This is a genomic window from Mesorhizobium temperatum, from assembly GCF_002284575.1.
In the GTDB taxonomy this organism is placed as follows: Bacteria; Pseudomonadota; Alphaproteobacteria; order Rhizobiales; family Rhizobiaceae; genus Mesorhizobium; species Mesorhizobium temperatum.
Genome location: NZ_NPKJ01000043.1, coordinates 61,516 through 87,117 on the forward strand (window position 1 = coordinate 61,516; position 25,602 = coordinate 87,117).

A 25,602-nucleotide genomic window follows, 5' to 3' on the forward strand; every position below is an offset into this window, starting at 1 on the left:
CCTTAGTTGCCCGTCGCCGCGTCCTCGAGCAGCGCCTTGCGCACGGCGTCGCCGGCGCCGGAATAGCGGTCGGCATTGTCCTTGGTGATCAGCGCCTGCGGCGTGGCGACGACGCGCGGCAGCTTTTGCCCGGCCACCAGTCGCAGCGCCGATTCCAGCGCCACTTCACCGGTCAGCACCGGGAAGCTGTCGACGGTGCCGGTCAGCTCGCCGGCGCGGATCGAAGCATAGGCGTCGGAGATGCCGTCGGTGCCGAAGACGGCAACTTTGTCCTGCAAGCCGGCGGCCTTGACCGCCTCGACGATGCCCAGCGCCATGCCGTCATTGTTGGCATAGAAGCCGATCAGGTCGGGGTGCTGCTGCAGGATGTTGGTGGCCGCGTCGTAGGAGGTCTGGCGATCCCAGTTGCCGGGCACGCTGGCGACGACCTCGAACTTGCCGGCCTCGGTGATCGTGGTCTTGAAGCCGTCGGTGCGCTGGACGGCGGCATAGACGCCGGCCTGGCCTTCGACGATGGCGACCTTGCCGCCATCCGGCCGGTTCTTGATGAACCATTTGGCGACGCGCACGCCATTGTCGCGCTGGACATTGCCGACATAGTGCTCGGCCTGCGGGATGACTGCGTCATTGACGTTGACCACCGGCACGTTGGCGGCCTTGGCCTGTTCCATGATCGGCTGCAGGTTGGAGTCGGTCTGCGGCGAGACGAGAAGCACGTTGTAGCCCTGTGTGACCAGGCCTTCGGCGATGGTGAGCTGGCCGAGCTGGTCGCCCTCGCTCTGCGCCGCCTGGTAGACGACCGGAACGGCGACGCGGTCGCCGAACGACTTGTAGCCCTCACCCAGCGAGCGCCAGTATTCGTTGGTCAGCGTCTTGGAGACGGCGCCCGCCTTGGTGCCGTCGGGCAGCTTGGGAAACGCGCCGAACTTGGCCTCGAGCTGCGACCAGTCGATGCGATCCTTCTCGGTATCGGAGTTGAGCGGCGCGAGGTCCGCGGAAAAAGCCGAGCCGATGGACAGCGCCATCAGGGCAGCGGCAGCGGTGGCAAGCAGAAATTTCATGGTCTTCCTCCCTTGTTGAACGATGTTGAGGCCGAGCCTAACTGTCCGGCCCGAGCATGGCTTCCTGGATGATGGCCTGCGACGCGACCGCGTCCTGGCGGTCGACGGCGGTGGACAGGCGATTGTCCTTTTCCAGTCGCTCGACGACACGCAGCATGCGTTTGACGGTGGCGATGTTGACTTCGCATTCGTGGACCGGGTCGAGGCCGGTCATGTCGGGGAACGTGTCGAAGTAGATGGCGCCGTCGTAGCCGTCGCGGCGGATCTGCCGGAGCAGCTCGATCGTCTGCAGCGTGTGCACAGCGCCGACCATCAGGCCGTCGTCGCGCTTGGCATAGCCATCGTTGAGATGGACGCCGAGCAGCTTGCTGTGGCGCGCGACGAGTGCTGCGGCAAAGGCCGGCTGCTCGTCGGCATAGAGCACATGGGCGAAATCGAGCGTCACGCCGAGATTGGGCAGTCCGATCTCGCGGATCGCCAGCAATGTCGTCGCCGCGTCGGGCATCAGGCTGTAGGAGCGCGGCTCGTTGGGCTTGTATTCCAGGCTGATCTGGCAATCGGGGTCATGCGCTGCAACTTCACGAATTCCATCGATCTCGTGTTGCCAGAGCGCCGCATAATCGGTCTGGAAGGCATAGTCGAAGCCATCCTGCCCGAGCCACAGCGTCATCAGATTGGTGCCGGCCTCACGCGCGGCATCAATGCCGGCCTTGGTCAGGTCGATGGCTTCGCGGCGAACTGCCGGGTCCGGATTGGTGAAGGCGCCGAGCTTGAAGGCCGGATTGGAGTAGTAGCGCATGGCGAAGCCATTGACGGAAAGGCCAAGATCGCCGAGCTTTCGCGCCATTTCCGCAGGTTTTTCATCGACATGATCGGGAAAGTTGAGGTCGAGGTCGGTCAGCCCCGCAACCTTCGCCGCACGCGCCGCCATCTGCAGCACGGACGGCTTGCCGACAAGATCCGGCCATTCGGCCTGTGGCCGCGAGGCAAATGAATTCAGGCGAGTGGCGAAACGATTGGTTGTCATGGATGACCCTTTGATGGACATCACTTCACATATTTTTGAATATTTGTAAAGTCCTCATTTGAGAGGTGAACCATGCCCACCAACGGCGGGGGCTGTTTCGACCCGGATGATGGTGGCCGCAGTGCGCGCATCGGATGGGTATGTTGGGAAGGAAAGGCGGACTGCCGACAGGTAATTTTCGGCCCGCGTCCACGCAGTTCGAAGCGGAGTTGTTACCGTTTTCGCGAAAACGGAAACAACGCACCTGCAGCAGAGTCCCCACACATATCAGGCGCTCTATTCCGAGCTCGCACAGCGGTCGGTTGTTGCCTCGTCCAGCGCTGCTAATCGTAACCATGTACAACCGCTCGCCGCCCTTGCGTCTTGCGCGCCAATTGACCATCCTCGCTGACGTTAGTTGCACCGCGGCCGGGGGGTTCGCACATGCCGACGCTTTATACGCTGAAACCGGCCTTCCAGGCGAAGCTGCGGCCGCTTGCCGACTGGCTGGCCGGGGCAGGCGTCACAGCCAACCAGATCACGCTGCTGGCTGCCGCCCTGTCGGTTGCCACCGGCGTTGTGGTCGCGGCCCTTGCCGGCCATCGCGCGGTCTTCCTGCTGATGCCGGTGGTGCTGTTTGCGCGCATGGCGCTGAACGCCATCGACGGCATGCTTGCGCGGGAACATGGCCAGGCCTCCAAGCTCGGCATGTATCTCAACGAACTCTGCGACGTCGTTTCCGACCTGGCGCTGATCCTGGCCTTTGCCGCTCTCTTCCCTGCCTGGGGCGTCGTCGCCTTTGCCGTCACAGCAGTGCTTGTGGAATTCGCCGGCGTGCTCGGCATAGCGGCGGAAACGGGGCGCAATTATGCCGGGCCGTTCGGCAAGAGCGACCGGGCGCTGGCGCTCGGCATCATCGCCTTTCTCATCGCCTGCGGCCTGTGGATGGAAGCGATCACGCCGTTTGTGTTTCCGGCAATGGCTACACTCTCGCTGGTGACCGCCATCAACCGGATACGCAGCGGCCTTAACGGGAGCGGTGGCTGAATTTCGGTCGGGTCCGCTAGGGAAAAAACATGCTTCAGGAACAGAAGATTGCCGCCTCGGCTTTGGCGCAGCCTCGCGTGGCGCAGGAGCGCACCTTCCGCACGCATGACGGCACCGAGATATTCTACCGTTATTGGCCCGCGGTCGGGCAACCCGCCAAGGGCGCGGTTGTGCTGCTCCACCGTGGCCACGAGCATGGCGGCCGCATGGCGCATCTGGTCGATGAACTCGACATGCCCGGCCATGCCTTCTACGCCTGGGACGCGCGCGGCAATGGCCGCTCGGCCGGCGAGCGCGGCTATGCGCCGTCCTTTGCCGCGCTGGTGCGCGACATCGATTGTTTCGTGCGCGAGATCGGCAGAGACGGGTTCGGCCAGCGCGACATCGCGCTGATCGCGCAATCCTTCGGCGCCGTGCTCGCCGCCGCCTGGGTGCATGACTATGCGCCTGACATCCGCGCACTGGTGCTGGCCTCGCCGGCCTTCTCGGTCAAGCTCTACGTGCCCTTCGCCAAGCAAGGCATTGCGCTGTGGCAGAAGATCAAGGGCCGCTTCTTCGTCAATTCCTACGTCAAGGCCAAGTTCCTGACGCATGACCCCGAGCGCATCGCCTCCTTCGAGGCCGATCCGCTGATCACGCGGCCGATCGCCTCCAACATCCTGGTCGAGCTCTACGACCACGCCGCGCGTATCGTCGCCGACGCCCGCGCCATCACCGTGCCGACGCAATTGCTGATCTCCGGCAGCGACTGGGTGGTGCGGCATGGACCGCAGCACGAGTTCCTCGTCAATCTCGCCAGCCCGGCCAAGGAGCGGCATGTGCTGCCCGGCTTCTTCCACGACACGCTCGGCGAACGCGACCGCCGCAAGGCACTCGACCTGATCAAGCCGTTCCTCGAAAGACAGTTCGCGACGCCGGAGAAGCCGGTCGACCTGACCACGGCCGACCGCGCCGGCTACACACGCGACGAGACCGACCGGCTCGCCTCGCCGCTCGCCCTGCTGTCACCGAAAGGCCTCTACTGGGCAATGAGCCGCGCCTCGATCCGCATGGGCGCCTGGCTGTCGTCAGGCATGAAGACGGGGATTGCCACCGGCTTCGATTCCGGCTCGACGCTCGACTATGTCTACGAGAACGAGGCGCGGGGCACCGGTCCGCTCGGCCGCGTGATCGATCGCACCTTTCTCGATGCCATCGGCTGGCGCGGCATCCGCCAGCGCAAGCTGCACCTGGAAGAGCTGATCGGCAGCGCCGCTGAGACGCTGAAGGCCGCCGGGCGGCCGGTCCATGTCGTCGATATCGCCGCCGGCCACGGCCGCTACGTGCTCGACGCCGTCGCCAAATGCATTGTGCCGCCGGCCAGCGTGCGGCTGCAGGATTTCTCCGAGCTCAATGTCTCGCTCGGCCGTAAGCTGATCGCCGAACGGCACCTGCCGACCAGTGTCTCATTCCACCAGGCCGACGCCTTCGACGCCCAAATGCTTGCCGGGCTGGAGCCGGCGCCGGACCTCGCCATCGTCTCCGGGCTTTACGAATTGTTTGCCGACAACGCCATGATCGCCCGCTCGCTCAGCGGGCTGGCCAAGGCGATGCAGGCGGGCGGGCTGCTTCTCTACACCAACCAGCCCTGGCATCCGCAGCTCGAAATGATCGCGCGCAGCCTGACCTCGCATCGCGGCGGCCAGGCCTGGGTGATGCGCCGGCGCACGCAAGGCGAGATGGACCAGCTGGTGGCGGCGGCCGGCTTCGAGAAGCTCGACCAGCGCATCGACCAGTGGGGCATCTTCACCGTCTCGATCGCGCGGCGCGTCTGAGCATGGTCTTGCCTGTCCTTGGCCCTGCCGATGCCCCTGCCCTTTCTGGCTCCGCGCGCGAGCCGTACGCCGGAATCGTGCTGCGGGCGGCGCTGTGGCTGGCGTTTCTGGCGCCGTTCTTCTACGCGACCTACGGCTTCGCCAACTGGCTGGCGTCGCAGCGCGACGATGTCGGCAGCATCGTCTTTGCTTGGGAGCGCGGCATCCCGTTCATCGCCTGGACGATCGTGCCCTATTGGTCGATCAACCTGTTCTACGGCCTGTCGCTGTTGTTGAACGATACCAAGCGCGGCGTCGACCGTCTTGCCGGCCGCTATCTGACGGCGCAAATCGTCGCCGTTGCCTGCTTCATCCTGTTCCCGCTGACGGCGACCTTCACGCGGCCGCAGACATCAGGCCTGCCAGGCTTCATGTTTGCGGTGCTCGGCGGCTTCGACAAGCCGTTCAACCAGGCGCCGTCGCTGCACATCGCGCTGCTGGTCATCATCTGGGATCATTGGCGCGGTCGGCTCAAAGGCATGGCCGGCATCTGGCATGCCTGGTGTTTGCTGATCGGCGCCTCGGTGCTGACGACGTGGCAGCACCATGTCATCGATATCCCGACCGGCGTTTTGCTCGGCTTCTTCGCCCTGTGGCTGTTTCCGCGCGACGGCGAATTGCCGTTCGCCGGGTTTCAGCTAGCCGCCGACGCCAGGGCCAGGCGGCTGGCGCTGTTCTACGCGCTCGTCGCAGCGCTGGCGCTGGCCGGCGCCGTTGCCGGCGCCTTCGTCTCGGCGCTGTGGCTGATCCTGCTGTGGCCGGCGCTGGCGCTGGCCATCGTCGCCTTCGCCTATGCCGGGGCCGGCGCCAGAGTGTTCCAGAAAGCAGCCGACGGTAGCGTCTCGTTGGCCAGCCGTGTTTTGCTGCTGCCCTACCGGCTTGGCGCCAGGATCAATGCATTGATATGGACGCGCAAGCTGCCGCCGCATGTCGCCATTGCCGACGGTGTCTTCCTCGGCCGCTTTCCCACCGCCGCCGAGGCCGACGCCTTCGGCACGGTGATCGACCTTGCCGGCGAGCTGGAACGGCCACGCGGCGTGACCTGCCGCTGGACGGCTGTCGCCATGGTCGACCTTTTGCCGCCATCGCCAGAGGCGCAGGCGCAAGCGGTGGCGGCGATCGAGGCGGCCCGCGGCCACGGCACGGTGCTGGTCTGCTGCGCGCTCGGCTTCCAGCGCAGCGCCGGCGTCGTCGCCGAATGGCTGGTTGCCAGCGGCCGCTCGCCAACGCCGGCGCAGGCGCATAAAAGGCTCGCGGCATCGGGCCGGCCGGTGCATCTTCGGATCGCGGCGGACGAGCCGGCATGAGTGCCCATCGAGACAAAGCCGAGGCCTTCGCCGCCAGCTTGATGACGCAGGCGGTGTGGCCGCTGCTGCTGGTGCTCGCCGCGTTGGTGGCCGCGCCGGTCATTGCCGTGGCGGCGCAGCCGCAGACAACGATGCTGTCGGCGGCGGCCTGGCTGATCGCGGCAGCGAGCGGCGCGGTCACCCTCGCCCTCTCGGCCCTGCTTGTCTTCGACGCACTGCTGTTCTGGCTGATGGCGAGCCACATCAGCGAGGCCGCCGGCGGTGCCTCGGTCGACGACGTGCTGGCGCGCATGCGCGTCAAACCGGCCGCTGCCGGCATCCGCTCGCTCGACCGGCGCATCGCGGGCACACAGCGCCTGCTGATGAAGCAGCGCATCGCGCTCGGCCTGTTCGTGACGGCATCCGCTGTCGCCTTGTCCTTCTGAGCCGGACGATGAGCAAGCTCGGCACAAGGACCTTCACCCTGCTGCAGACCGTGACCTCGGTCGGCCTGTCGGCGCTGGCCTGGGCGGTGACCGGCGTGCGGCCGATCTGGAACGGCAGCCAGCCGTCGGACCGGCAGCGCATCTACTTCGCCAATCATGCCAGCCATGGCGACTTCATCCTGCTGTCGGCGTGCCTCAGCGAGAAGGAGCGCGCCCGCACCCATGCCGTCGCTGCCGCCGACTATTGGGGAAAATCGCGGCTGCGCCGGTTCATCGCGCAGGACATGCTGTCCTCCGTGCTGATCCACCGGCAGTGGACCGATGAGGCGCAGAATCCGATTTCGATCATGCTGTCGGTGCTCGATGAGGGCCATTCACTGATCATCTTTCCCGAAGGCACGCGCAACATGACCGACGAGCCGCTGCTGCCGTTCCGCTCCGGCCTTTACAATCTGTCGATGGCGCGGCCCGATGTCGAACTCATCCCGTGCTGGATCGAGAACATGTCGCGGGTGCTGCCCAAGGGCCAGTTCGTGCCGGTGCCGCTGCTCTGCCGTGTGGTCTTCGGCGCGCCGATCGCCATTGCGCCGGATGAGGAACGCCGCGCCTTTCTCGACCGCGCCCGCGAGACGCTGCTGGCGCTGAACCCACGCCCGCTAAGAGACGATTAGAACACGATGCCAATGATGCACGAGACCCTCATTCTGGTTGTCGGCCTCGCTGCGGTGCTGACCACGGCAAGTCTGGTCGCTGGCATCCTGTCGTGGCGCGCGCCGAAGCCGCTGTCTTCGACGCTGGTCAACCTCAACCAGCGCATCAACGCCTGGTGGGTGATGGTGGTGGCGATCACCGTCGCCTTCTTCTTCGGCCGCTCCGGCATGACCATTCTGTTCGCGCTGATCTCGTTTGCCGCCTTGCGCGAATTCGTGACGCTGACGCACAGCCGCCGCAGCGACCATTGGGTGCTGCTCGGCATGTTCGGCATCATTATCCCGTTCCAGTATTGGCTGGTGTGGACCGCCTGGTACGGCCTCTTCACCATTTTCATCCCGGTCTACTGCTTCCTGCTGATGCCGGCGATCACCGCGCTTCACGGCGACACCGAGCGCTTTCTCGAGCGTGTCTCGGCGCAGCAATGGGCGGTCATGATCTCGGTCTACTGCGTCAGCCACGTGCCGGCGCTGCTGACGCTCGACGTTCCCGGCTTCGAGGGCCGCAATTTGTTGCTGATCGCATTCCTGATCATCACCGTGCAAGGCAGCGACGTGCTGCAATACATCTTCGGCAAGCTGTTCGGCAGGCACCTGATGTCGCCCAAGGTTTCGCCGTCGAAGACCTGGGAAGGGCTGGTCGGCGGGCTGGCGACGTCGAGCCTGCTTGGCGCGCTGCTGTCGTTCCTGACGCCGTTTTCGCCGCTCCAGGCGGCGGACGTCGCCTTCATCGCCTGCCTGATGGGATTCCTCGGCGGGCTGGTCGCCTCCGCCATCAAGCGCGACCAGGGGGTGAAGGACTGGGGCCATCTGATCGAGGGCCATGGCGGCATGATGGACCGCGCCGACAGCCTGGTCTTCGCCGCTCCGGTGTTCTTTCACACGGTGCGTTACTTCTGGACGTGAGAACGAGCTACGGTCTCATTTTGCAGCTGCAAGCGGCGCCTTCTCGGCAGGGCGCGGCCGGCGGCGCATGCGGCGCTTGGCAGCGACCTTCAGCGCAACCGGCGGATCGCTCGACAACGCGCCCAGAACGGCTTCGACCATGCCATGCGCGACAAAATCGGCGTTGATGTCATTGGCCAATTTGACGGCTGTCTCTTTGTCGACGCCGCCCTCCGACCAGAACACGATGCCTACCCGCAGCGCCGACTTGGCACGTTTCAGCCGACGAACCAGGAAACGGGCGTGCTTGACGGAGTCGCGGTTAAGGAATCCGACCACCACGGTGTCGACAGCATCGAACTTGAGCCGGCGAATGCTTGCCGGATCCATATCGGCAAAGCTCGCCTTCGAGACCGTCGCCCCCTGGACTTCGAGCACCTGCGCCAGCATGGCGGCGGCGGCATCGTCGAGTTCGCCGCGTCCGCCGGCACACAGAACCGAGATGTCCGTGCCATCCGGCAGTTCTGTGTCGTCCTCGCCCTCCGCTTGAGCCTGCTTGTCCTCGTCCGCTGTGGCAGGCTCTGTTGCGGCTGGGTCGTCCTCCTCCGCCTCCTCCCGTGCGCTGTCCTCAAGATTCGCCACCAGCGTCTGCGCACTGGCCGCCACCTGCTGTCTTTGCTCATCGCCCATGACACCCCGCACCCGATCCTGTTCGCCGAGCAGAAGTGCTGGAATGGCGACCTTGGCATAGAATTCGAACAGATATTTTTCCTCGAGGATCTCCTCGGCGTGGTCGGTGGCTTCTTCCGGATCGCCGGCCAGCAGCCGCTGGTAGAGCCGAGCATGCGGTTCGAGCACGGGTTCGTTGCCGAACAGGACGTCGAGGAATTCGAACTGCGGCACGTGCCTGCCGAGCACCACGAGACAGACTGTGAGCGGCGTCGATAGAACCAGGCCCAGCGGGCCCCAAAGCCAGGTCCAAAAGATCGCCGCAACGATGATGGCCAATGGTGAAAGCCCCGTTCGTGAACCGTAAAGCCATGGTTCGACGACGTTGCCGGTTATCATTTCCATGGCCACGAACAGCCCGGCGGTCCACAGCACGAGCGACCAGCCGGGCGCCACGGCGAGCGCCAGGAACAGAGGCAGCAGCGCACCAATGATCGGGCCGATATAGGGAACAAAGCGCAGCGCCAGCGCCAGCAATCCCCACAGCAGTGCATTGGGTATGCCCAGAACCCAAAGCCCTGCTGTAATCGGTATGGCATAAAGGATATTCACGACCAATTGCATGAGAAGATACCGGCCGACGCGCTTGCCGGCATCCTGGAGCGCCTCGGTGGTTCGATGAAGGTCGCCATAGCCGACAAGGCGTATGAAACGATCGCGAAGGTCCTCGCGCTCGAGCAGCATGAAAATAACAACGACGATGATCAGGCCGGCCGATGCCAGCGGGCTGATCAGCGGGCCGATCAGGTTCTGGAGAACCTGGAGCGGCCTTTCGCGCGCGATGATCTCGACTGGTACCGGCTCGCGCCGCGGCTGATCCGCGGCGGGCTGTGAGGCTTCCTGCCTGTCGAGTTCCTGGCCAACGCGTTCGATCACCTCGCCCAGCCTGGCGATGATGCCGCCGCCGACGCCGGTCTCCTTCAGGGATCGGATCTTGGTCAGGATATTTGACTGGTAAAGCGGGATGTTCTGCGCCAGTTCGCTGACCTGCGTGGCAACAATGAAGGAGAACAGCGCAAGGACCGTGAATGCGCCCAGCACACTGGCGATGACGGCCGGAAGACGGGGAATGCCGACTCGCTTGAGTACGGAAACCATGGGTGCAAGCGCAAAGGTAAGCAGCAGAGCGATTGCGATCGGCAGGAAAACCTCGCGCCCGAAATACAGGGCCGCAACTGCCGCCACGACAGTCGCGACTGTGGGCAGTGACATGCGCGGGAGAGCCATGGCACCGGAAACAATGCCCACCAGCCCGGGGTCCGACGGGTGCATGCCGCTTCGACGATTGGCCGTCACTTGATGTCTCCACCCTGCCAATCACCATGATCGGGCATATTGAGCCGGCGCGCAACTTCGCTTCCTTCACGCCCTTCACACCCGGGGGCCAGACGGCGAGCGGCAAGGGGCGCGCTTCGCCGACCGGCTGCTCACTCCACAAGGGCAGAGGCAGGCCGATGTTTAGCTGATTCATTTCGCGACATCGGCCCGGCAACAGTATATAGGCCCTCAAGAGGGCCAAAATACCCAGATCGGCTGCAAGCCTTGTTTCATCCCATTGCCAATATCGAAGATGTGCAGACGCTGGCGCAGGCCATCGTCAACACGATCGCCGAGCCCTTCCTCGTCCTTGACGAGAAGTTTCGCGTGCTGGCGGCCAGCCGCTCCTTCTACCAGACCTTCAAGGTCGACCCTGAGCAGACGCGCGGCTCGCTGCTCTATGCGCTCGGCGACGGCCAGTGGGACATTCCGGCACTGCGCCTGCTCCTGGAGACGATCATCCCCGAGAAGACAGCCATGGACGGCTTTGAGGTCGAGCATGATTTCCCGAATATCGGCCCGCGAACAATGCTGCTCAACGCCCGAAAGGTTCTCTACGACCACAGTTCAGCCGTGACCATCCTGCTCGCCTTCAACGACATCACGGCCCGCCGTGCCATCGAGAGGGAAAAGGAAGAGCTTCTCGGCCGCACCGAAGATCTGCTGCGGCAAAAGGATGTGTTGCTGCGCGAAATGGAGCACCGGGTCGCCAACAGCCTGCAGATCATCGCCAGCATCCTTTTGTTGAAGGCCCGCTCCGTCACATCAGAGGAAACTCGTCAGCATTTGAAGGATGCCCATCAGCGGGTCCTGTCGGTCGCCGAAGTGCAGCGCCACCTCCACACTTCGACCGGCGTCGAAGAGATCGACGTCGTGTCCTATCTGTCGAAGCTGTGCAGCAGCCTGGCCGTCTCGATGGTTGGTGAAGACCAACCGATCGCGGTCAACGTCACGGCACAAGGCGGCAGGATAGACTCGCAGAAGGCGGTGAGCCTCGGCCTGATCGTCACCGAGCTGGTTCTCAACGCGATCAAATATGCCTTTCCGATGGAGAAGGCCAAAGCGCTGATCCAGGTATCTTACGAAACCGACGGCGGCGACTGGAAGCTGACGGTCTCGGACAATGGCACCGGGAAAGCCGCCGGCGAGCCGTCGAGCGCGGGCCTGGGGACAGCCATCGTCGAGGCGCTGGTCAAGCAGCTGGAGGCCAAGATCGAGGTCATCAGCGACACCAAGGGCACCAGCGTGTCGGTGACCAGGGCGACGTTCACCTCGCGCATACCGCGGGCAGCATAGCCTGATCCATCGCTATGGAATCGCAGCGCTTCCAGGGGTCATGGTTCAGACGCACCCTATGGCGAATTCGGTGATTCCAAGTGGAACCAATCCTTCGCTGCTGTGTTGATAGACACATCGAACGCCCGAGCGTTCGGTCGTTAAAGAGCCCGCTTCCCGACCCCCCTCCGGAACGCGGGTTTTTTTGCGCCTTCCGTCTGGTAACGGGTACGTCATTTGACATAGACCTGGGCGCTACCCGCGCCTTAGGCAGGTTCTCGAGACGACGACGCTCTTCCAGCCTTGGACGCTGCCGACATCGTCCAGGCAGACGTGAGGGTTGCCCTGATATTCATCGCGATTTTCTTTCGATAGGTGTTCGCGTCTGCTGCCGATCAGGCAAGCTGGTCGATACGCCGGATGGCCTTGACTGCCTCTGCTTCGGCGACGCCGATCAGCGCATCGATGGCCTGGATCGCCTCGATGTGACCACGGGCTGCCACCGTCCTGCGCAGGGCGTGCAGATCGTCTCGAATGGTGCAGAGCGTGGTTCGGACCGTGAGGGGCATGGGCCCCGACACAACCGCTGAACATGGCGATAGGTTCCGCCTTTCGGTCTGGCATCGCTGGTGCGGCCCCCCACCAGCTTTATCTGGGCGACCTGACAATCAGCAGGAAATGATCCTGAACGCCAAGTTGCTTTGCATGGGCGCGATGGCGCGAAATGTCCCGTCATAGTGATGGACGACACCGGCCGGCGCGTTGCTGCGGTCAGACCTAGCCGGAATGACGCAGCCAATGACGGTCGAACACGTCGAGGATGGATCGGAACTCGGCCGGCGGGATCTGGCTGGCACCGCCGTCCTTGCTGTCTCCGACGAGGAATTGCGCCAGCTGCCGGTCGACCATTTCCGGCTGCTCAATTGCCACGCCGAGCGAAGCCAAATCCCTAGCGATCGACGCATCGGGCGGCAGATATCCGCCCCAGGCCTCGGGCGCCGGATCGCGCAAGCGGACGATCAGGATCCTGGTCAGGGATGGCTGCGGCTCCGGGCCGATGATGGCGCCGCCGACCATATAGCCGCCAAGCACGCTTCCTGGCCGCGAGTGCGGGAACAGGCAAAGGAAGAAATGGGCATCGCCGCCGGTTTCCTTCAGAAACGCATAGAGCCCGCGTTTTGCCGGGCTCACCAGTCCGCCGACCTGCAGTTGTCCGGTCGGCAACACCTCGCGATAGGCGGCAGTCAGGCCGTGTGCACCCGGCCCGGCCTCTATCGACAGGCTGCCCCTGATTAACCGGCCGCGATAATAGGGCGACAAGGCATGCGAATAACATGCGTAGGTTCCGGCAAGGGCCAATCCAAGGATTCGCTCCTCATGCCCCGACGCCGTCTCGAAATGCGCACCGGCGCGGCGTTCTAGTTCGGCCCTCTCGACGCCGTGGCGGGCGCAGATCGCCGCCGTGAAGCCTGGCAGGTCGCTCTCGGCGATCCAGGCGCCGGGCTGCTCCAGCTTGAGAAGCTTCGACCAGTCGTCGTAGACGCTGAGCTCGCGTGGCTGGGCACGGCCCTGCAGCCATTTGTCGGCACGGCCGAGATCGAACGCCGTCTTCGGGTTGACGCCCCGGAACGCCGCCGCCAAATCCTTGCGGGCGACGGTTCCCAGCAAGGCTGCAGTCAACCGTAACTTCTGCGCGATATGCTGTGCCATCCCCACCTGCCCCCTTATGCCACCGCAAGGCATAACATGTGCCAGCACTTGCTCCCACCGCATTCATTGCCGGCCGGACCTCTCCTAAAGTCCATATTCCAAGAAATCCGCAGAATTCCACGCCGCTCCACGCGCCTGCCCTTTTCGCCCCGCCGGGCGGCGCTAAGGTCGCGCAGGGCAAGGGCAAGTTATGAAACTCACGCTACCTAGCTTGAATACCAACACCCTTCCTCAGCCATTTGAACGACGGCGAAGCCGAGCTCTCGCAACCAGCACAAACCAGCATAGATGCCGCCTCAACAAGGAAGGAATAATTCGATGTCCTGGATTGCTTCCCCCAAAATCCCATTCACCGCGGTTGCGGCTGGATCCGCTGCACTGCTGCTGCTGACCTTCGGGCCGGATGGACCGTCGCGTGCCGCTGCCGGCTCGCGCGCGGCAGCGACATATGGCAAGGCGGCTCCTGCGGCGCCGGTCATCGATCCGACGCGCATCGAAGTCGACGCCGGCGCGCACGTGATACGCTTTTACATCGACGGCAAGCAGGTCGCCCTGCTCGACTCGACCGGCTTCAGGGATTGATCTTCACACCAGCGCTGGCCGCGTCATTGAGCGGCCAAGCGCAGGATGTCTGGGTTCGGTCGCGGCCGCTCCAGGCTTCGGCCTGATGCGGCTGCAAGCCTACATGCGCCGGCACCTGCTCCGTTCCCCCCGCGGCCGCACTTTCCACAAGCCATATTCCAGGAATTCCAGAGAATTCCACGCCTTTCCACACTGCGGCAGTGTTCGGGCCGGCGGCTGGGATTAACCTTAGGTTAACCATTGAGGGACGCCGTCATGAAACTTGCTCTGTCTGCACTTCTCGCCGTGCTCGCCCTTTCGCAAACCGTGGAGGCTAAAACGAGAGTCATTGCCACCGATGCGAAAGCGGCCACAGCCGAGAAAAGCCGGCCGCAGCTAGACAATAAGTCCACAGGCGGGATCACCGCGTCGTCCGGTGCAATGGCGGCGCCGGCCGACAAGAATGTGTCCAGTCCGTATCCGCCGGCGATCTATTTCGATTTCTAGAGTTTCATCCATCCCTGATGGAGGGGCTCTATCTTTTTATTTCGACCGCACCACGCTTGCGGTACCCGGGATCGGCGGGCCCGGGGATCGACAAGCCCGATCGACAGGCCTCGGGATCAACAGACTTGGCGGCGCACCAAGCCGTGATAGGATTGTTCCGTTCGCCTCCGGCCTCAGCCGACCCTGACGACGAAATGCTTCGTCACCGGCTCGATGATTTTCCACGTTCCCTTGAAATCGGCTTCAACCACGAAGGCGTCGCCGGGGCCGACTTCGACGGGCGCGCCGCCATCGGGCGTGATGACGATGCGCCCAGCGATCATGTGCACGAATTCATAGTCGCTGTAGGTTGCGTGGTAGGTACCGGGGGTGGCCTGCCAGGTTCCCGACATGACTTTGCCGTCCGCTGTGGTGTGCTGGACGGCGGTCTTCATGGTCGGTCTGCCGTCGACCACGACCCAGCCTGCGAGATCGCCCGCCTCGGCGTTTTCGACCGCGCCGAATTTGAGGATGGTCTTCTCTGTCATGGTCGGGCTCCGTTTGGAACTGTGCCGGCATTGGCTGCCGGTCAGTAGCCGAAGCGCCTGAGATGAGCAACGCGGATGCCCTGTCCGGTTCACGAGCAAGCGATGGCACCGTTTGCCACGTGCCATCGCTTGACCTTGCCGCCATCCGCCGGATAGTCCGTTGTCCGGCTTCGATGAAAGACCCCGATATGACAGACGCGATCGTAAGAGACAGCAACGGCGCCCAGCTGAACGAGGGCGATTCCGTGACCCTGATCAAGGATTTGAAGGTCAAGGGCACCTCGGAGACGATCAAGCGCGGCACGCTGGTGAAGAATATTCGCCTCACCGGCCATCCCGGCGAGATCGAGTGCAACACCAAGCAGGTGAAGGGCCTGGTGCTGAAGACCGAGTTCCTGAAAAAGGCGTGATCGCGTGGAGTCTTGACCCGTGATCCCGGGCGTTGCGGCCTCCGAAACCGGCGCGGCGCCTCTAAGTTGAGCAGACGGATGACGGCACTGACGGAGCCTGGCTAACCGGCCGCCGGAGCCACTCCTTGAAAGCCGTCGAAAGTGCGATATATCAATGACTAAGCGTGCACTGCACGCGACGTAGTGCTTTGGTCAAACTTCACCTGTGGAGGTTGTCATGGCAAACGGTCTGATGGAAGGAAAGAAAGCCCAGGACTGGATCAACCTGATCCTTGCGGCATGTCTGTTCATCTCACCCTGGGTCATCGGCTTCGTTGCTGAAACCACTCCTGCGTGGAACGCCTGGATTGCCGCAGTCGTGCTCGGCGCCCTGGCTCTCGCGGCGCTTTCGGTATTCGCCGAATGGGAAGAGTGGGTGAACCTTGTCGTCGGGCTCTGGCTGATCGTCTCGCCCTGGCTGCTTGGCTTCGCGGCAAACGTCAACGCGATGGGAACCCATGTGGTCCTCGGCGTGCTGGTGGTTGCGGCATCGGCCTGGGCGGTCTGGGACTCCCGTCATCATCCGCCAGCGCATGCGTGATCGGTGACGACCAAGGGGAGGAGCCCGGCGCGCGAGCGGCGGGCTCCTCCTAAGCCTGAGATCGGTACGCAGGCCCGCTAGCCGGGCCAATTACCTTCCTTGTGCTCAAAAACCAACCGCCCGGCGGGTGCAGATGGCAGCGCCGCCGCGGCGCTTCCTGGTATAGACGCCGACGAGCACCCCGCGCCGCACTCCGCGAACTTCCGCTTATGTTGCATTGCGTTAGATTTGTTGCATTGCAATATCAATGCATTGCGTCGAGTCTTCGCAACGGGGCTTTTTCAACGACCTATGTGAGGTTTTCGCCGTGTCAGCATCGTTTCGGCCTGATATCGAAGGGCTGCGTGCGCTGGCGGTGTCGGGCGTCGTCGCGTTCCATTTCGGTCTGTCGGACCTGCCGGGCGGCTTCACCGGCGTCGACATCTTCTTCGTCATTTCCGGCTATCTGATCACCGGCCAGCTGCTGCGGGAAATCGCCGAGGACGGCAGGCTGGACCTGTGGCGGTTCTATGCAAGGCGCGCCCGACGCCTGCTGCCGGCCTCGCTGTTCGTCATCTTCGCCACGCTGGTCGCGGGCTACTTCATCCTGTCGCCGGACGAACAGTCGCTCTATTCGAAAGGCGCCATGTATGCCTCGGCCTATGCGATCAATTTCTGGCTGATCCGCTGGTCGTTCGACTATTTCGCCCCCGATGCGGCGAACAACCCCTTCATCCACTTCTGGTCGCTCTCGGTCGAGGAGCAATTCTATCTCGTATGGCCGGGGCTGCTTCTGCTCGCGGCATGGCTGCGCCCGGGCAAGCGCACTGCGATCCTGGTGATCGGCCTCACCGGCGCGGTGTCGTTCGCCGTCTGCGCCTGGCTCACCACCGTGGCGCAGCCCTGGGCCTTCTATTTCTCGCCGCTCAGGGCCTGGGAATTCGCCGCCGGCGGCCTGGCGACGATGGCGCCGGCAAAATTCTGGCGAGAGCGCCCGCAACTGGGCGTAGCACTGGCATGGCTTGGCCTGGCGCTGATCGCCGGCGCCTATCTGACCTTCAGCGAGGGGGACACCCCCTTCCCCGGCGTCGCGGCGGTGGTGCCGGTGGCCGGCACCGTGCTCCTGCTGCTCAGCGGCTCCGGCAATGTCCAAAGAGGCCCGAGTGCCATGCTGGCGCTGCCGCCTTTGCAATGGGTGGGGAAACTTTCCTACTCGCTGTATCTCTGGCACTGGCCGGTCATCGTCTATACGACGATGATGGTGCCCGACCTCTCCTGGCCCGGGCGGCTTGCCTGCGCGGCATTGACGCTGGCGCTGTCGATCTTCACCTATAATTTCATCGAAAACCCGATCCGTCGCAACGGCTGGCTGATGGCGAACGCGGCGCGCGCGCTTATCCCCGCCGCAATGCTGACCGGCGCCGGCGTCATGGCGACCTACGCCAATGCGCGCCTTGCCGTGGACGACCTCGATCCCTCACAACGCATCATTGCCGAAACTGCCGCGCAGCCCTCCACCGCGCGCGCCAAGGTGGGCTGCGTTCTCGACTACGAGACCGTGACGCCGAAGCCCTGCGAGTTCGGCGCCAAGAATGCCGAGCGCTCGATCGCGCTGTTCGGCGATTCGCATGCCGACCACTGGTCGACGCCGCTGATCGAGGCAGCGAAGAAGAACGACTACAAGGTCGTCACCTGGCTCAAAGCCGCCTGCCGGGCGTCGCGGCTGACGGTCTGGAGCTCGAAGCTGAAGCGCGACTACACCGAGTGCGATCAATGGCGCGAGCAATCGATCAAGGAGATCATCGCCCTGCGCCCGAGCCTGGTGGTGATCTCGGAGATCTCGCTGACCGGCTCGCGCAAACTGTCGCCCGACGCGCAGCAATCCGACAGCCTGAATCAGGACTGGCAGGCCGGCCTTCGCGCAACGCTGGAGGCGTTCAGCCAGGCCGGCCTGAAAGTCGCCTTCATCCGCGATGTGCCGTTCAACAGCATGTTTGTCGACACCTGCGTGGCCCGCGCGCTGTGGCGTGGACAGACGCCATCGGTATGTGACGCGCCGCGAACCGACGCCGCCAACGACGCCATGGCCGCCGTGGAGCGCGACATCGTGCGCGCCGTCCCCAACGCGACCTATATCGACATGACCGACCGGTTCTGCGACGCCAAGACCTGCCATGTCTTCATCGACGGCAAGCTGGCCTACCGCGACCGCCACCACATGGCGACGCCCTTTGCGCAAACGCTGGAGCCGCCGGTCGAGCGCGCGCTGTTCTCGACCGGGGCGGCGGAGAAATAAGGGCGGCGCAAGACGCGCCTTTCACCCGCTGTCTCAGTGCAAGCCAAACTCGCGCAGCAGTTCTTCGCGATAGCGCACGAACCGGCTTTCGCTGCGATCGCGGGGGCGTGGCAGTTCAACGTCGACCCAGCCGTGCCGTGCCGCCTTTCTCCCTGGGATCAGCACCCTGTCCGCAAGATAGATCGCTTCTTCCAGATCATGGGTGACCATGATCATGGTGACGTTCTCCTCGCTCCAGATGCGCGCTTCGACGCGAATGCGAACGCCAAGGGCGTCTTGACCGCATTCCGGCCACGCGTTGATGATCTCAAGCGCACCAAAGCCATCGGCCCGGGGGATTCGCATGAAAACAGCCGTTCTGACATATCTGCTGCTGGCCTGTTTGCTGGCATCTCCGGCGCAGGCGGGATGGAAGCCGATCGAGAAGGTCGAGACCTACGCCGTTTCAGGGCAGACCGGTCCCCAGCTCCATGCCTCGATGGGCGAGCGCGGGCCGATGATCGGCAAGGGCAAGGTCCGCGCCATGGCCTACACCAATTTCAAGCTGACCTGGTTCAGGGACTATCAGCGACAAGGCAACGCCTGCGTGCTGGTGTCGGCGCGGCCGAAGCTCATCATAACCTACACCTTGCCCAAAACGTCCGGGCCGGTGCCGGCCGCCGTGCAGAAGAGTTGGGACGTTTTTGCCGCCGGCCTCGCCGCCCACGAAAAGGTGCATGGCGACATCATCGTCGACATGGTCCGCAAGATCGAGACGGCGACCATCGGCCTGTCCGCCCCCGACGATCCCGGCTGCAGCAAGATCAGGACCGAAATGACCAGGCGGCTTGCCGAACTCTCCCAGGCGCAGCGGCAGGCAAGCCGCGATTTCGACCGGGCAGAATTCGCCCCGCGCGGCAATCTTCAGCAGCTCATCGTTAATTTGCTGATGGGGCGGTAGGGGAGGATGGAGCGAAGCACCCCCCTCTGCCCTGCCGGGCATCTCCCCCTCAAGGGGGGAGATTACGCCTTCGCATCGCTCCGGCCTCAATCGCCGATGTTGAAGGACGAGGTGCGGCGTTGCGGTCAGCCGATCTCCCCCCCTTGAGGGGGAGATGCCCGGCAGGGCAGAGGGGGTCGGCGGCGATGAGCCACTATCCCGTGCCGCCAGTCAACCGCCGCAATGCGCGCAAGATGCGTAAGGCCATGACGGATGCCGAACTGAAACTCTGGAACGAGATCAGAGCGCATCGCCTCATGGGACTGGCGTTTCGGCGCCAGATGCCGATCGCTGGCTACATCGTCGATTTTGCTTGCCCGGACAAAAAGCTGATCGTCGAACTGGATGGTTCCCAGCATGCCCAGGCCGAAGCCTCGGCGTCGGATGCCGCGAGAACCGCAAGGCTTGAAGCACTGGGCTGGATCATCCTGCGCTTCTGGAACGACGACGTCATTCGCGACATCGACAATGTCTGCCAGCACATAATCATCGAGGCCGGCGCGGACAGGCGCTGACTTTCACCCCGCCACCGGCGTCCACATCACATCCTCGACCCGCATCGCCCCCGTCGCCAGCATCACCAGCCGGTCGAAGCCGAGTGCGGCGCCGCTCGCCTGCGGCATGATGGCGAGTGCGGCGAGGAAATCCTCGTCGATCGGATAGCGTTCGCCATAGATACGCTCCTTCTCGTCCATCTCGATGATGAAGCGCTGGCGCTGCTCGGCGGCGTCGGTCAGCTCGCCGAACGCGTTGGCCAGTTCGACGCCGCAGCAATAGAGCTCGAAGCGCTCGGCGACCCGCGGATCATCTGCGCTCGGCCGGGCAAGGGCGGCCTCCGAAATCGGATAGTCGTAAAGGATGGTGGCGCGCCCCTGCCCCAGCGCCGGCTCGATCTTTTCCACCATCACCCGGCTGAACAGATCGGCCCAATTGTCGTCGGGCGCGGTGCGTAAGCCCGCCTTGATTAGCGCCGCGTGCAGCGCTTCGCGATCGGTGCTGCCGTCGGCGGCGACCGTGGCCAGCAGGTCGATGCCGGCATGGCGCATGAAGGCCTCGGCGACGCTCAACCGTTCGGGCTCGGCGAACGGATCGGCCTCGCGGCCGCGAAAGGCGAAGCGTTTTGCACCGGCGCGCTCGGCGGCCAGCGCGACAAGACCGGCGCAATCCTTCATCAGGCTCTCATAGGTCTCGTTAGCCCGGTACCATTCGAGCATGGTGAAGGACGGATGGTGCAACGGACCGCGCTCGCGGTTGCGATAGACGGCGCTCAAGCTGAAGATGCGCGTCTCGCCGGCGGCGAGCAGCTTCTTGCAGGCGAATTCCGGCGAGGTGTGCAAATAGAGCGGCAGACGCTGTCCGTCCGGCCCGATCGCCTCGGTGGCGAAGGCCGACAGATGCGCCTCGTTGCCGGGCGAGACCTGCAGCGCCGCCGTCTCGACCTCGATGAAATCGCGGCGGGCAAACCAGTCGCGCAGGGCCGCAGTGATGGCATTGCGCAGGATCAGCCGCGGCCGGCGGTCGGCGTGAACATCAGGCGTCCACCAGGGCGAGGCGGTGGTCATGACGACAGGATTTGCATGGAGGACTGGCGATTGCCGCCAAGATGCGCTAGGCCGCACCGAACGGCTCCCGCAGTCGATTTGCGCCGGTCGGCGCTCCCAGGCCAGTCAACGCTCTTAGGAATAAAGCCCGTGAAGGTCATCGCCAGTTCCCTACGCAAAGGCAATGTCGTCGAAAAGGACGGCAAGCTCTATGTGATCCTCTTTGCCGAAAACATCCATCCGGGCAAGGGCACGCCGGTGACCCAGCTCGACATGCGCCGTATCTCCGACGGGGTGAAGGTTTCGGAGCGCTACCGCACCACAGAGCAGGTCGAGCGCGCCTATGTCGAGGAGCGCGAGCACACCTTCCTCTACCGCGACGCAGAAGGCTTCCATTTCATGAACCCGGAAAGCTACGACCAGGTCGCGGTGCCGGAAAGCGTGGTCGGCGAGACGGCGCCCTATCTCAAGGAAGGCATGGCGGTGCAGATTTCCCAGCACAACGGCATCGCCATCTCGCTGGTGCTGCCGCAGCGCGCCACCTTCGAGGTGGTCGAGACCGAGCCGGTGACCAAGGGCCAGACGGCGTCCTCGTCCTACAAGCCGGCGACGCTATCCAACGGCGTGCGCACGCTGGTCCCGCCGCACATCAGCGCCGGCACCCGCGTTGTGGTGATGACGGCCGATGGCGCGTATGTTGAGCGCGCCAAGGATTGAGGCTGGTGGATCGCTTGCGGGCGACAGGCCTCGCGTGCTGGAAGCCGGCTGGGCGCGCGGCGGCTAGTAGCGGGAGCAGATCGCGTACACAGCTGCCAGATATGTGAGTGCAATCGTGACGTAGGAGACCGCGAGTTCGGCCACGATCGAGGAGATTTGAAGCAGCGTCACCGGAAAACCCTTTGTTAACCCTAACTCACTCATACGCGTTAACCCTGTCTCTTAACAGTCCCCCCATAAGTACGGGTGAGCGAGATCCGCCACGGCGCCTGATCGTCGCAGAATGCTAAGGTAGAGGCCCACCCCGCGATTGCCCCGTGCCATGATGCGCGCCGGGAAGAGTCTGCTTCACTGGACAGTGCAGCGGGGAATTCAGCCAAGGATGAAACCCGCTACCAGAACCGTAAGGATCATCGACAGCGGAACGGCAAGAAGGCAGCACGCCTCCAAAGTGTTGATTTGCCAAGAGTTCATCGGGCGCTTTTCCATATTGATTTCCTAACTAAACGGGCAGACCGGGACGGCAGTTCCACGGAAAATATCCGGCGTCTTCCATCCGCACCGCTCATAGTGCCGATCGGCGCCAACCCTCATTCCCGCTCATCCAGCGGGCACGCGCCAGATGCGTCGCCCAAGCCCGGAATGCCCGTTCCGGCTCTTGCTCCGGGTCAATGTGCAGAACGGTGTGTGCGACGTCACGCCAATCGGCGCCGTCCGCCGAAGCATCGAGCAGCCGGATGTATGTCAGCACGCAGTGCTCGTCATACGCGGTTAGCACCGAAGACGTCGGCGCCACGTCTGCGAAATGGGGGTTTGGCGGTGGCTTTAGCATTGCGATCTACCAGCAATAGCGCACCGTAACAGGCGGTCGAAAAACCCGCGCCCTTCAATTGGAGGACGCTGGCGGATCGAGGTTCGCTGCGCGCCCCGAAAATCAGGATGCGGCTTAGCTACATTCGTTTCTGGGGCTTTAGATGAGTCCATAGCACTGCGGCGGCAAACAAGAGCGCAAAGACAAGCGAGACATTAAAAATCGGATGGGCGCTGGACACAGCCGCCGTTGCCGCAACAATGCCGACGATCGCTAAGATTGCCCCCAAAACAACGCCCATGAAACGCATTGCCAACCTCTCATATCTCTTGGTCAGGTAGGCAGCCTCTGATGGCATGACAAGTTCATAGCGCCCGCCCCGTTTGCCCTCTACCCACGCGGCCGCCGCATCAGCATCATCCCATAATGCACGGCCAACAAATCCAGCCCGATCTTGAGCAGTTTAGATAGAACATCCCGCGGCTCGCCGGTCTGTTCGGCCAGGCTCTTTACCGTTTCGCCGGCGCAGCAGACTTTTTGCACCACGCCCGACACCTCCCAATGCGAAAGCGCCCTGGTGGCGTCGGCATAGGCGCGGCCGGCGGACAGGATGCGGTCGGCAACGCCGCCGCCGATGCGGCCGCCGTCGACGCGCTCGGTCAGCGCCATCGGCCTGACGCCGTCCTGTGCCGAGACGCGAAAATCCTCGCGGTAGCGCATACCCGCCTCGCGCTGCTGGCGCGACAGCGAGGTGATGCCGGTCAGCGGGTCGACATTGCGCACCCGCACAATGCCGCCGGTCGCGGTGTGGCCGTCATTCGACACCTCATAGACCCGCCTCGCCTCCAGCGTGCCGGTCGCCAGCCGCTTGCGGCCGAAGGCGTCGTCCTTCAGCGCGAAATCATGGCCGACCTCCTTGCGGATGCGCACCTGCTCGGCCTCGCCCTTGGATAGTTTGGGTGCCTTCGGCGCCTTGACCTTGGCGGCCTTCTTGCTCATGGACAGTCTCCTCGTTTGATTTGCTGCCTTCGCAGAACCTGGGTTCCTCGCCCCACAGAGTGGGGAGAGGTGGCTCGGCGAAGCCGAGACGGAGAGGGGCTATCGCGCTGCGCTGGCGATTTCGTCGTTGAAGAGCTCACGTCTTCATCGGTTTGGCCCTTGCAATTCCTCATCCGGCTTTGGCTTCGCGTAGGGGCCCCCTCTCCGTCTCGGCTTCGCCGAGCCACCTCTCCCCCGCGCAGCGGGTGCGAGGAACCAGGCCGCCGTGCTTGGCGAGAAGAATCTCGACCGATGCCGCTTACGCTGCGTCCGGCAGAGCCGTACGGCGATGGTCGCAGAAACGTGCCGCGTGATAGGCGCAGTAGCTTTTCAGCGGCCGCGTGCGCAGGCCGCAGCACAGCATATCCAGTGCCGGCCGGCTGCCCGGCGCGTCGTTTTCGGGATCTTCCTCCAGCGTCAGATCGAGCGGCGCGCGGCAGCGGTTGAACAGGCAGTCGATGAAGCGCATGGCCGCGACATGCGGCGGGCGCCCGACGGCGCCAACCGGGCGCGGCGCCGGCACCTTGAGGGCCTCGGGCCCGTGGATCTCGCGCACGAACTGGCGCTGCGGCAGCCAGACCGGCGGCGCCAGCCTGGCCGGGGTGATATGCCTTGCAGGCCCGTTTTGCTTCGCCAACTTCGCTTGAACGGGCAGCTCTGCTTGCCCAGGCAGCTCTGCTTGCCCAGGCAGCTCTGCTTGCCCAGGCAGCTCTGCTTGCCCAGGCAGCTCTGCTTGCCCCGGCAGCTCTGCTTGCCCCGGCAGCTTTGCTTGCACAGGCAGTTCAGCTTGCACAGGCAGCTTCGCTTGTCCCGGCAACTTTGCTTGCGATCCGTCCGGCCCTGCAGGTTTGCCCGGCCTGGCAAGCTTTGCCGGGTTTTTCCTCGGCCGGCCACCAGTCCTGCCGCCCCTGGGATTGGCAAAGCCGATGGCACGCAAGTCAGCGTTGCGGTGCACGATGATGATGACCGCGTTGCGCGAGGCCGGGCCGCCACGCAGCGCGCTCAGCCGGTCGGCGATCCGGGCGGCGGACAGTCCGTCCTTCAGCCAGCGGGCGATGCTTTGCAATTCCGTGTCGGTATAGCCGGGCATGGTGTTGGTCCGTCTCAAGAGTTGCGTGAAATGCCGAAGAGAAGGGGCTACCTCAGGCGGTCAAGCTTCGCCTCGGCTGCCGCGCGGGTGGCGCCGGAAACCGCCCTGCCCGTTTGCCGGTCGAAGACGATGACCGTGCCGTCCTCGGTGCGGACGCATGAAAGGCCCGCATGACACTGGCGGAAATTCCTGGCCGGAGCCGTGGGGAGAACGGCTCCGGCCGTTCCGGTCGCCGCCGGTGACGGCAGGGGGACCGGATCCGAGGCGCTAGCCTCGGGCTTCGTCCCGGCCGGGGAGGAAGGCAGCCGGGACGGACGGGAAAACGAGATGGGGCAACGCGGCTTGTGCATGGCCGTATATAAGCATAACTCGAAAATATATGCAAGCCATTCTTTCATGGACGAAACCGATTCTTATGTTTCAGATGGCGCCATGGCGAAAACCTCATTGTCGATCAAAGTCGGTGCGGCGATCCGCAAGGCGCGCAAACAGCGCGGCCTGGTGATGCGCCACATTGCCGAGCACAACGAAACCGACGTCGCCGCCGTCGGCAATTGGGAAACCGGCCGCAACCTGCCCAAGACCGAGAACCTTTTGAAGACCGCTGCCTTCCTGCGCGTCGACCCGGTGGCGCTCGGCAGGGGCGAGGTCGTCTTCCTCGACGACGCCGACAATGTCGCCGACGCAGAGATCGTCACCGACGCCGCCCCCCTGCCCGCCGGCCCGATGGACATCGAGCTTCTGGGTGCTGCGGTCGGCGGCGACGACGGCGATTTCACCTTCAACGGCGAGGTCGCCGGCTATGTCCAGCGCCCGCCCGGCATTGCCCATCTGCGCAAGGTGTTTGCGCTGCATGTGCTTTCCGACTCGATGGTGCCGCGCTACGAGCCCGGCGAGATGCTCTATTGCGGCGGCCGCGACGCCGTGCCCGGCGACCACGTGGTGATCGAGATGTTTCCCGAGGAAAACGAGCGCAACGGCAAGGCCTTCATCAAGAAGCTGGTCAAGCGCACCGCCGCCGAGCTGGTCGTCGAGCAGTACAATCCGCCGAAGACGCTGATCTTCAACCGCTACGCGATCAAGCACGTCTGGCGCGTTATCCCGCTTAAGGAGCTGCTGGGGTACTGAGGGCGGCGGCGGAGCGCGCTCCCTTCTCCCCCTGTGGGCTAGCGTGCGCACACATTTGCGTCTTGGGGATGTCAAGCGGGAAGGTCGGCGGCTGCGAAAGGGGCTTGAAGGGT

The 25,602-nt window shown here is 64.0% G+C and carries 27 protein-coding genes and 1 pseudogene; 16 read left to right on the forward strand and 12 right to left on the reverse strand.

What is annotated here, in order from left to right; genetic code table 11:
- Window positions 1-2: 2 nt before the first annotated feature.
- Window positions 3-1,061 carry a sugar ABC transporter substrate-binding protein gene (locus CIT26_RS14455; protein WP_095493224.1) on the reverse strand — a complete coding sequence of 353 codons (1,059 nt, stop codon included), beginning with the start codon at window positions 1,059-1,061 and terminating at the stop codon, window positions 3-5.
- Window positions 1,062-1,098: 37 nt separating this feature from the next.
- Entirely contained in the window at window positions 1,099-2,088 is a 990-nt protein-coding gene (locus CIT26_RS14460; RefSeq protein WP_095493251.1) for a sugar phosphate isomerase/epimerase family protein, read from the reverse strand.
- A gap of 423 nt (window positions 2,089-2,511) precedes the next feature.
- Here CIT26_RS14460 and CIT26_RS14465 point away from each other — a divergent pair, with 423 nt between their 5' ends.
- From CIT26_RS14465 to CIT26_RS14490, 6 genes are read left to right on the forward strand one after another with little or no spacing between them, the layout of a single operon-like run.
- Window positions 2,512-3,114: a CDP-alcohol phosphatidyltransferase family protein gene (locus tag CIT26_RS14465; protein WP_095493225.1), complete on the forward strand. Its 603-nt coding sequence runs from the start codon at window positions 2,512-2,514 to the stop codon at window positions 3,112-3,114.
- A gap of 29 nt (window positions 3,115-3,143) precedes the next feature.
- Window positions 3,144-4,928 carry a bifunctional alpha/beta hydrolase/class I SAM-dependent methyltransferase gene (locus tag CIT26_RS14470; RefSeq protein WP_095493226.1) on the forward strand — a complete coding sequence of 595 codons (1,785 nt, stop codon included), beginning with the start codon at window positions 3,144-3,146 and terminating at the stop codon, window positions 4,926-4,928.
- Window positions 4,929-4,930: 2 nt separating this feature from the next.
- Window positions 4,931-6,274: a phosphatase PAP2/dual specificity phosphatase family protein gene (locus CIT26_RS14475; RefSeq protein ID WP_095493227.1), complete on the forward strand. Its 1,344-nt coding sequence runs from the start codon at window positions 4,931-4,933 to the stop codon at window positions 6,272-6,274.
- The gene (locus CIT26_RS14480) at window positions 6,271-6,699 is read left to right on the forward strand and encodes a hypothetical protein (RefSeq protein ID WP_095493228.1); all 429 of its coding nucleotides are present in this window, start codon (window positions 6,271-6,273) and stop codon (window positions 6,697-6,699) included. The genes CIT26_RS14475 and CIT26_RS14480 overlap by 4 nt, the downstream gene beginning before the upstream one ends.
- 8 nt (window positions 6,700-6,707) lie before the next feature.
- Window positions 6,708-7,370 (forward strand): lysophospholipid acyltransferase family protein, encoded by a 663-nt coding sequence (locus tag CIT26_RS14485; RefSeq protein WP_095493229.1) that lies wholly within the window; start codon window positions 6,708-6,710, stop codon window positions 7,368-7,370.
- Between the two features lie 15 nt (window positions 7,371-7,385).
- Window positions 7,386-8,315 carry a phosphatidate cytidylyltransferase gene (locus tag CIT26_RS14490; protein ID WP_425350347.1) on the forward strand — a complete coding sequence of 310 codons (930 nt, stop codon included), beginning with the start codon at window positions 7,386-7,388 and terminating at the stop codon, window positions 8,313-8,315.
- A 15-nt stretch (window positions 8,316-8,330) separates the two neighbouring features.
- Here the strand turns inward: CIT26_RS14490 and CIT26_RS14495 are convergent, their stop codons facing one another.
- A complete protein-coding gene (locus CIT26_RS14495; RefSeq protein WP_095493230.1) occupies window positions 8,331-10,295 on the reverse strand; it encodes an AI-2E family transporter in 1,965 nt (654 codons plus the stop codon).
- 270 nt (window positions 10,296-10,565) lie between these two features.
- Between CIT26_RS14495 and CIT26_RS14500 the strand changes: the two genes are divergently transcribed.
- Window positions 10,566-11,636, forward strand: a complete 1,071-nt coding sequence (locus CIT26_RS14500) for a sensor histidine kinase (RefSeq protein WP_095493231.1) — start codon at window positions 10,566-10,568, stop codon at window positions 11,634-11,636.
- A 374-nt stretch (window positions 11,637-12,010) separates the two neighbouring features.
- Here CIT26_RS14500 and CIT26_RS36600 read toward each other — a convergent pair whose 3' ends face one another.
- The gene (locus CIT26_RS36600) at window positions 12,011-12,184 is read right to left on the reverse strand and encodes a hypothetical protein (protein ID WP_167391409.1); all 174 of its coding nucleotides are present in this window, start codon (window positions 12,182-12,184) and stop codon (window positions 12,011-12,013) included.
- 208 nt (window positions 12,185-12,392) lie between these two features.
- On the reverse strand, window positions 12,393-13,325 hold the full coding sequence (locus CIT26_RS14505) for a hypothetical protein (RefSeq protein WP_095493232.1): 933 nt from the start codon (window positions 13,323-13,325) through the stop codon (window positions 12,393-12,395).
- A 318-nt stretch (window positions 13,326-13,643) separates the two neighbouring features.
- Here CIT26_RS14505 and CIT26_RS14510 point away from each other — a divergent pair, with 318 nt between their 5' ends.
- Together CIT26_RS14510 and CIT26_RS14515 are read left to right on the forward strand one after the other, a co-directional pair.
- Complete coding sequence (locus CIT26_RS14510) at window positions 13,644-13,907, forward strand: hypothetical protein (protein WP_095493233.1); 264 nt, start codon at window positions 13,644-13,646, stop codon at window positions 13,905-13,907.
- Between the two features lie 255 nt (window positions 13,908-14,162).
- On the forward strand, window positions 14,163-14,393 hold the full coding sequence (locus tag CIT26_RS14515; protein WP_095493234.1) for a hypothetical protein: 231 nt from the start codon (window positions 14,163-14,165) through the stop codon (window positions 14,391-14,393).
- Window positions 14,394-14,566: 173 nt separating this feature from the next.
- Here the strand turns inward: CIT26_RS14515 and CIT26_RS14520 are convergent, their stop codons facing one another.
- Window positions 14,567-14,920 carry a cupin domain-containing protein gene (locus tag CIT26_RS14520; RefSeq protein WP_095493235.1) on the reverse strand — a complete coding sequence of 118 codons (354 nt, stop codon included), beginning with the start codon at window positions 14,918-14,920 and terminating at the stop codon, window positions 14,567-14,569.
- A gap of 188 nt (window positions 14,921-15,108) precedes the next feature.
- Here CIT26_RS14520 and CIT26_RS14525 point away from each other — a divergent pair, with 188 nt between their 5' ends.
- From CIT26_RS14525 to CIT26_RS14535, 3 genes are all read left to right on the forward strand, one after another.
- On the forward strand, window positions 15,109-15,330 hold the full coding sequence (locus CIT26_RS14525) for an alkylphosphonate utilization protein (protein ID WP_095493236.1): 222 nt from the start codon (window positions 15,109-15,111) through the stop codon (window positions 15,328-15,330).
- A 217-nt stretch (window positions 15,331-15,547) separates the two neighbouring features.
- Complete coding sequence (locus tag CIT26_RS14530) at window positions 15,548-15,910, forward strand: SPW repeat protein (protein WP_095493237.1); 363 nt, start codon at window positions 15,548-15,550, stop codon at window positions 15,908-15,910.
- Between the two features lie 307 nt (window positions 15,911-16,217).
- Window positions 16,218-18,185, forward strand: a complete 1,968-nt coding sequence (locus CIT26_RS14535) for an acyltransferase family protein (protein ID WP_095493253.1) — start codon at window positions 16,218-16,220, stop codon at window positions 18,183-18,185.
- 33 nt (window positions 18,186-18,218) lie between these two features.
- On the opposite strand, the pseudogene CIT26_RS14540 reads toward CIT26_RS14535, so the two are convergent.
- Window positions 18,219-18,428: pseudogene (locus CIT26_RS14540) on the reverse strand (ABC transporter ATP-binding protein); the annotation flags it as partial.
- 100 nt (window positions 18,429-18,528) lie between these two features.
- Between CIT26_RS14540 and CIT26_RS14545 the strand changes: the two are divergent.
- Together CIT26_RS14545 and CIT26_RS14550 are read left to right on the forward strand one after the other, a co-directional pair.
- Window positions 18,529-19,125: a DUF922 domain-containing Zn-dependent protease gene (locus CIT26_RS14545; RefSeq protein WP_095493238.1), complete on the forward strand. Its 597-nt coding sequence runs from the start codon at window positions 18,529-18,531 to the stop codon at window positions 19,123-19,125.
- 185 nt (window positions 19,126-19,310) lie between these two features.
- Window positions 19,311-19,679 carry an endonuclease domain-containing protein gene (locus CIT26_RS14550; RefSeq protein WP_095493239.1) on the forward strand — a complete coding sequence of 123 codons (369 nt, stop codon included), beginning with the start codon at window positions 19,311-19,313 and terminating at the stop codon, window positions 19,677-19,679.
- Window positions 19,680-19,682: 3 nt separating this feature from the next.
- On the opposite strand, the gene epmA is transcribed toward CIT26_RS14550, so the two are convergent.
- On the reverse strand, window positions 19,683-20,726 hold the full coding sequence (gene epmA, locus CIT26_RS14555) for an EF-P lysine aminoacylase EpmA (RefSeq protein ID WP_095493240.1): 1,044 nt from the start codon (window positions 20,724-20,726) through the stop codon (window positions 19,683-19,685).
- Window positions 20,727-20,855: 129 nt separating this feature from the next.
- Here epmA and efp point away from each other — a divergent pair, with 129 nt between their 5' ends.
- Window positions 20,856-21,422, forward strand: coding sequence for an elongation factor P (efp, locus tag CIT26_RS14560; protein WP_095493241.1), 567 nt, complete (start codon window positions 20,856-20,858; stop codon window positions 21,420-21,422).
- A 565-nt stretch (window positions 21,423-21,987) separates the two neighbouring features.
- Here efp and CIT26_RS37595 read toward each other — a convergent pair.
- From CIT26_RS37595 to CIT26_RS14580, 4 genes are all read right to left on the reverse strand, one after another.
- Window positions 21,988-22,254: a DUF2285 domain-containing protein gene (locus CIT26_RS37595; protein WP_095493242.1), complete on the reverse strand. Its 267-nt coding sequence runs from the start codon at window positions 22,252-22,254 to the stop codon at window positions 21,988-21,990.
- Window positions 22,255-22,372: 118 nt separating this feature from the next.
- A complete protein-coding gene (locus CIT26_RS36605; protein ID WP_167391410.1) occupies window positions 22,373-22,543 on the reverse strand; it encodes a hypothetical protein in 171 nt (56 codons plus the stop codon).
- 80 nt (window positions 22,544-22,623) lie between these two features.
- Entirely contained in the window at window positions 22,624-23,232 is a 609-nt protein-coding gene (locus CIT26_RS14575) for a DUF6456 domain-containing protein (protein ID WP_095493244.1), read from the reverse strand.
- A gap of 298 nt (window positions 23,233-23,530) precedes the next feature.
- Window positions 23,531-24,361, reverse strand: coding sequence for a GcrA cell cycle regulator (locus tag CIT26_RS14580; RefSeq protein WP_095493245.1), 831 nt, complete (start codon window positions 24,359-24,361; stop codon window positions 23,531-23,533).
- Window positions 24,362-24,793: 432 nt separating this feature from the next.
- Between CIT26_RS14580 and CIT26_RS14590 the strand changes: the two genes are divergently transcribed.
- Window positions 24,794-25,489, forward strand: a complete 696-nt coding sequence (locus CIT26_RS14590; RefSeq protein ID WP_167391411.1) for an XRE family transcriptional regulator — start codon at window positions 24,794-24,796, stop codon at window positions 25,487-25,489.
- Window positions 25,490-25,602: the final 113 nt, after the last annotated feature.